The sequence below is a fragment of the Paenibacillus aurantiacus genome (assembly GCF_042431225.1).
Taxonomy (GTDB): domain Bacteria; phylum Bacillota; class Bacilli; order Paenibacillales; family Paenibacillaceae; genus Paenibacillus_Z; species Paenibacillus_Z aurantiacus.
In genome coordinates this window covers 49198-55641 of record NZ_JBHMDO010000045.1, presented here as the reverse complement: position 1 = coordinate 55641, position 6444 = coordinate 49198, and the positions used below count along the sequence as shown (strand labels likewise).

The 6444-nt window shown below is 50.5% G+C and carries 8 protein-coding genes; all 8 read left to right on the top strand.

All coding sequences use genetic code 11. The annotated features are described in order from the left end of the window. Positions 1-658: flagellin (locus tag ACFFSY_RS28375; RefSeq protein ID WP_377500539.1), on the top strand; the 658-nt coding region annotated here is incomplete at its 5' end. A gap of 97 nt (positions 659-755) precedes the next feature. Next, the gene (locus ACFFSY_RS28370; protein WP_377500537.1) at positions 756-1823 is read left to right on the top strand and encodes a tetratricopeptide repeat-containing glycosyltransferase family 2 protein; all 1068 of its coding nucleotides are present in this window, start codon (positions 756-758) and stop codon (positions 1821-1823) included. Positions 1824-1945: 122 nt separating this feature from the next. Then, positions 1946-2359: a flagellar protein FlaG gene (locus ACFFSY_RS28365; RefSeq protein WP_377500535.1), complete on the top strand. Its 414-nt coding sequence runs from the start codon at positions 1946-1948 to the stop codon at positions 2357-2359. Positions 2360-2395: 36 nt separating this feature from the next. Further along, positions 2396-4198: a flagellar filament capping protein FliD gene (gene fliD, locus ACFFSY_RS28360; RefSeq protein WP_377500533.1), complete on the top strand. Its 1803-nt coding sequence runs from the start codon at positions 2396-2398 to the stop codon at positions 4196-4198. 18 nt (positions 4199-4216) lie between these two features. Further along, positions 4217-4642: a flagellar export chaperone FliS gene (gene fliS / locus ACFFSY_RS28355; protein WP_377500531.1), complete on the top strand. Its 426-nt coding sequence runs from the start codon at positions 4217-4219 to the stop codon at positions 4640-4642. After that, positions 4602-4946, top strand: coding sequence for a flagellar protein FliT (gene fliT, locus ACFFSY_RS28350; protein WP_377500529.1), 345 nt, complete (start codon positions 4602-4604; stop codon positions 4944-4946). Before fliS ends, fliT begins: the two co-directional genes overlap by 41 nt. A gap of 161 nt (positions 4947-5107) precedes the next feature. Next, positions 5108-5305: a cold shock domain-containing protein gene (locus ACFFSY_RS28345; RefSeq protein ID WP_087569424.1), complete on the top strand. Its 198-nt coding sequence runs from the start codon at positions 5108-5110 to the stop codon at positions 5303-5305. Between the two features lie 315 nt (positions 5306-5620). Further along, complete coding sequence (gene hpf, locus ACFFSY_RS28340; protein WP_377500527.1) at positions 5621-6166, top strand: ribosome hibernation-promoting factor, HPF/YfiA family; 546 nt, start codon at positions 5621-5623, stop codon at positions 6164-6166. The last annotated feature ends 278 nt before the right edge of the window (positions 6167-6444 follow it).

Genomic DNA, 6444 nt, shown 5'->3' with positions numbered 1-6444 from the left:
GGAGCAATCCTCCCGCAACGCGCAAGACGGCATCTCCCTGATCCAAACGGCAGAGGGCGCACTGAACGAAGTGCACGCGATTACGCAGCGTATGCGCGAGCTGGCTGTTCAATCGGCGAACGACACGAACGTAACGGCTGACCGTACGTCCCTGAAAGACGAGTACGATGCACTGGCAACCGAGATCGGCCGTATCAACACGGACACCGAGTTCAACACGCAGAAGCTGCTTGACGGCTCCGCAGGTACGGCAGGCAAAGTTCAAATCCACGTGGGCGCGAACAAAGACCAGAAGATCGAACTGGACTTGAGCACGGACGGTATCAAGCTGACTACGATTCAAGCTGCTCTTGCAGGTGCGAACATCAGCACGCAAGCAGGCGCTGAGACAGCGATCAAAACACTGGACGACAACATCGCGAAAGTTTCCTCCGGCCGTTCGAAGCTGGGCGCACTGCAAAACCGTCTGGAGCACTCCATCGCGAACGTGGACAACGCAGCCGAGAACCTGACGGCAGCAGAATCCCGCGTACGTGACGTGGACATGGCGAAAGAAATGATGAACCAAACGAAGAACAACATCCTTGCACAAGCCGCTCAAGCGATGCTGGCGCAAGCGAACCAACAGCCGCAGGGCATTCTGCAGCTGCTCCGTTAATTTTTAAAGTAGGAAGACCTTAGATGAAGATCTAGGGTCTTTTTTACTAAATGATAGATCGACTTAGCCAGATATTGAGCTGAACCAAGGAGGAACAATGGACAAGTTATCGTTGACATTGACCATGATCGTGAAGAATGAATCACAACATCTTGATCGCTGCTTGAAGAGCGTGGTCCATCTCGTCGATGAGCTGGTGATTGTCGATACGGGGTCAACAGATAATACGAAAGAAATCGCCTTGGGTTATGGGGCGAAAGTTTTTGATTACGTCTGGAGCCACAACTTTTCGGATGCACGTAATTTTGCGCTCCAACAATCGACGGGAGACTGGAATCTCGTTCTGGACGCGGACGAATATGTGGTGGAGGCCTCCCGGGAAGAAGTGGAGCGGGTGATCCAATCCCAGCCATGCGTTGGCCGCATTCGGAGGATTGACGCTTTCAAGCAAGGCGGGGAGATCAAAGAGTCGCATGTTTGGATTACGCGTCTGCTTCCGAAGGGTACCTTCTACGAAGGCAAAATTCATGAACAGCCGGTCTCGGAGCTCGCGCGCGTGAATACGCACTTCAAAATTTACCACGACGGCTATTTGAATCAGAACAAGTCGGAGCGCAATATTCAGCTATTGCGTGAGGCTGTTGCCGAGAATCCTGCGGATCCCTATCTGTTATTCCAGCTGGCCAAAGAGTATCGCATGATCAACAAGCATGACCGCGCGGAAATCTATTTCGAACGGTTCTATGCCCAGAAGCCGGGCGATGCCAATTACTTGCCGATGGCAATTGTCGATTTTTTATACAACATAATAGCCAATAAAAATTTCGAGCGCGGACTGAGCATTATCGAGGAACAGAGCGGCTATCTGGCGGCCTATCCGGACTTCTTCTTTGTACAGGGGCTCCTTTATACGGAGATGGTTTTCAGCGATACGAACAAATATATTCAGTACTTCGCGCGGATTGAGCAGGCGTACCAAGACTGCCTGCGAATCGGGGATACCGAAGTCAGCGACAGCGTCAGAGGGACGGGCAGTTTCTATGCAGCCTACAACCTCGGCGTGTTCTATGAAATGTCCGGCAAGGTGTCGGAGGCTAAGCGCTGCTACGAACTATCGTTGCAGGATGGGTATAAGCTGGCAGCACAGCGTCTGGCCAAGCTGTAGCCATGTGTATAGAAGAAATTAGCAACGCAAGAAATTATGAATATACGATTGGCTTCTATAATAGTTCCATGGTTAACAACCGATATATGGAGTAACAAAGATAAATGGAGGATGGGTTCCCAATGAGCATGAGTATATCCGGATCCTCGGGTAGTATCCCGGACCGACAAACCCACATTGAACCTGTTGCAAGGACGCAGAAAACAACCTCTACGGTCCCGGATACGACGACGCAAGCTCAAGTGAGCTCGCAAATTCAAACAGTAGCCGAATTGAAACAGGCGGAGATGCGCGGTGAGCATTACACGATCAGCGATCAGGAGGTTGTCCGGGCTGTAGACCGTGCGATCAAAGCGATGCAGGGCAAGTCGACTTCACTCCAATTCAGCATCCATGAGCAGACGAAGCTGATCGCCGTGAAAGTGCTGGACAAAGAAACGGGCGAAGTAATACGTGAGGTTCCGCCAGAGAAGACGCTCGATTTCGTTGCTAAGCTTTGGGAGATGGCCGGTATTCTCGTGGACGAGAAAAGATAGTCTAGAACACGCAAGCAAGTTGGGAGGCATCGGAACATGGTGGGTGTGAATCGTTTAAGCGGGCTTGTGTCAGGCATGGATACGGAGTCCATGGTCAAAGCATTAGTCAGCGCGAATAGCGCGAAGCTAAACAAGATGAAACAGAAGCAGCAGCTTTTGGAGTGGAAACGCACGGATTACCGCGACATGAACGCCAAGATTCTCGATTTTAAAAATACAGCGTTTAATATGAAGCTTCAATCCGCCTATATGACCAAGACGGCGACTTCTTCGCAGGAAAGCGCCGTGACGGTAAGCGGGACAGCCAGCGCGACGCCGGGTCAATACAGCATCGAAGTCAATAGCTTGGCGAAAGGCGCTTCGCTTACGACGGGCAAGCTCGGCGGTGCGAACGCGACGCTGTTTACCGATGGCCAGTCGCTTGTTGTCGGAAAGTATGATCCGATGTCACCAGGTTCACAGGCGACAATCGCTGTCGATTCCACGACGAAAGTATCGGACCTTGTAACCAAGATTAACGCGGAATCGTCCAAAACCGGTGTCAAGGTTTCCTACGACAGCACGTTGGACCGGATGTTTTTCATTTCCTCGAAAACCGGCGTTTCCTCGAACATAACGATGGAGCTGCAGGGCGGAACAACGGATCTTGGAGCGAAGCTCGGATTGAATTCGGTCTCTGGTAGCCAGTCGCTGACTGGCACCGATCTGGTCGGGAATGCAGGCGATACGCTTACGATGACTGTTAATGGCAAGACGTATGATTACACCGCGACGGCTACGACGAAAGTCAATGATCTGATCAACCAGATCAACAGCGATTTCGGTTCGACTGGCGTAACGGCTTTCTTGGATAACAGTGGCAAGCTGGCATTCAATGATCCAAACTACGATTCCGTTAAGGGGCCTTCCGTTACGTTCACCGGCACGCTTGCGAGCAATCTTGGCGTAGATACGTTGGCCAGAAGCTCCCAATCAAGCATCCAGACATTCGGGCAGAATGCAGAGGTCAATTTCAACGGGGTCAAGGGTTCGTATGAGACGAATACCTTTACCGTGGCGGGCATGACAGTCACGGCTAAGGCGGAGACGACAGCGCCGGCGAAGCTTATCGTCAACCAAGATACGGATGCAATATTCAATAATATCAAATCGTTTATCGATAAGTACAATGATTTGATCAGCACGGTCAACACGAAGACATCCGAGAAATATGACCGCAACTATCAGCCGCTCACCGCCGAGCAGAAAGAATCCATGAAAGACGATGAGGTCGAGAAATGGGAAGCGAAAGCCAAGGTCGGCATGCTCTCGCGGGATCAGACGCTCAATAGCGGCATGACTTCGTTCCGCCAGGCGTTCTCGGAAACGATCAGCGGCATTTCAGACTCGTTCAACATGCTCTCGCAAATCGGCATTTCTTCGACTCTGCAAACCAACGGCGTCGTATCCGGTACTTATCTAGATAACGGAAAGATCTATATCAATGAGGCCAAACTGAAAGATGCTATAGCCAACAATCCGGATGAAGTCGTGAAATTCTTTACCGCAAGCGATGGTAACAGCAATTCCACGGCTGGCGACGGACTCGCGACGCGGCTTTATGATAAAGCCAGCGCGCTCTTCAATCAGATTACGGCGAAAGCGGGCACGGCGGCGACAGCCTCGCAGGCGAGCTATGCGATCGGTAAAGAAATGAACAGCTTGAGCGACCTGATCAATCGAGAGACGACGCGAATCGAGACGCTGCAGGAGCGTTACTACGCACAGTTCTCCCGGATGGAATCTTATATGAACAAAATGAATGCCCAAGGCAGCTGGTTGTCAGGACAAACAGGTTAGACGAAAGGATGAGGAATGATGCAATCTTTACAGCGTAATAAGTATTTGGAGACGACGATTCAGACCGCGACGCCTGGGCAATTACTCATCATGCTCTATGACGGCGCAATTCGTTTCTGCCGCCAAGCGATCGATGCCATAAATGAGAAGCGTATAAGTGATGCGAATAACTTCCTGATCAAGACACAAAACATCATCTCCGAATTCACGATTACACTTGATCATAACTCGCCGTTTGCAGACAACTTGCTTGCGCTGTATGAATATTATAATCATCTCCTGATCCAGGCTAACATTAAGAAAGACGCGGCTCCGGTTGAAGAAGTGCTTGGCTATTTGGTTGAATGGAAAGAGGTTTGGATTCAAGCTGCAAAATCGGCGAATGCGACGGGGGCGAATGCGAATGGAACAGCCAATCGAGCGGCTCAAACGGTTGTCGGCTGAATTGGTCGCCCGGCTGCCGGAATGCGAGATGGAGGATTTCGACGCCTATATGGCGGAGCGCGAGCAGATCTTCGGCGAACTCATGCAACGAGAGCTGCAGCCTTCGGAGCATAAAGACGCGAAAGCGATCCTCCAACTCGACAAGCAGATTATCGCCCGCATGATGCAGCTCAAGGACGAGGCGGCCGGCCATTTGGACAAGGTCCAGCAAGGGCAGAAGAGCCGCAGCGTTTACGATAATGCCGGATACGGCAGCTACAACGGACACCAGGAAGAGAGCTTATTCTTCGATCGAAGAAGATAGCTCTCTTCTTCTTTTACAGCTCGAATTAGCTCGTATTTTCTCGAAAGTAAAACGCTTCCACAACATCGTTGACAATTGTGTGACAACGATGGTATAGTCGATTTGTGAGCCACATACGTGTGTGACCTCGCAGCATTTGAAGATGAAGGGAATGTTTATGCATGCAAGGAAAAGTTAAATGGTTCAACGCTGAGAAGGGCTACGGCTTCATCGAGACTGAACAAGGCGGCGACGTATTTGTTCACTTCTCCGCAATCCAATCCGAAGGCTTCAAAACGCTTGAAGAAGGTCAAGCTGTAGAATTCGACATCGTGGAAGGCGCACGCGGACCACAAGCTGCAAACGTAGTCAAACTGTAATCATCGGCTGGCTTCAGCCCACGATAGATGGTTCACGCTTGACAAACTAATGCAAAAACAACCGCAGCCCTGGGTAACCAGGGCTTTTTTTGTTTTGCGCTCCGCATGACCAACCCATGTCTAGCTTGACACATGGCTAACACCAATTCTTGCGACGTGCGTCTAAGCCTTGTTCACCTCAATAGCTCCTCCAGATCCCCTAAGCGTTCACCGATTGGCCAAACTATTATCTAAAAATTCTAAAAAAACAGAAAATACCTTGGGAAAACGCCTTCAATTATGATATAATGAGAGCATGTAAAGGAGGAGTGCCCCATGAAATACAATGTTCGAGGTCAAAACATCCAAGTGACAGACGCGATGCGCGAATATGTCGAGAAGAAGCTCAGCCGCCTGGAAAAGTATTTTGAAGCGCCCGAAACCTCCGAATTGAATACGACGATGTCCGTAACCAAAGGAAGACATGCCGTCGAAGTCGCGATTCCGCTCCCTGGCACGATGCTCAGGGCCGAGGAGAAGAGCGACGACATGTATGCTTCGATTGACGTGGTAGTGGACAAACTCGAGCGTCAGATCCGCAAATATAAAACCAAGGTGAATCGTAAATATAGGCAGGAAAGCGGCATTCGCACTCTTTTCAGAGAAGATGCGCCGCCGGTGCGGGTCCATGAGGAAGAAGAGGATTGGGAGCTTGTGCGTACTAAGCGGTTCACGCTGAAACCAATGGATGTAGAGGAAGCAATCCTCCAAATGAACATGGTGGGACACTCGTTTTTCGTCTTCGCGAACGCCGACACCAAGGAAGTGAACGTGGTCTATAAGCGTGGCGACGGACGATACGGATTAATTGAACAGAGCTAATCAGCTAGTTAATAAACAGGGCATCGTTTCCTACCGGGAGCGCTGCCCTTTCATATTATACGGGCAGATGGGGAAACTCATGAACATGGTTCTAATCGTAACTTCAATCGCGGCTGGAGCGTATTCGTTACATATCGGGCACGGCGTCTTTCCAACCGGCGGCCCGACGCTTTTGAGCGATCCGTAATCCATGGGATGGCGAGGACGAAAGGCAGCGCGTAAATGCCTTTTAGACGTCTGCCTTACATTGCGATACGCGTCACAAACTGTTACAATTT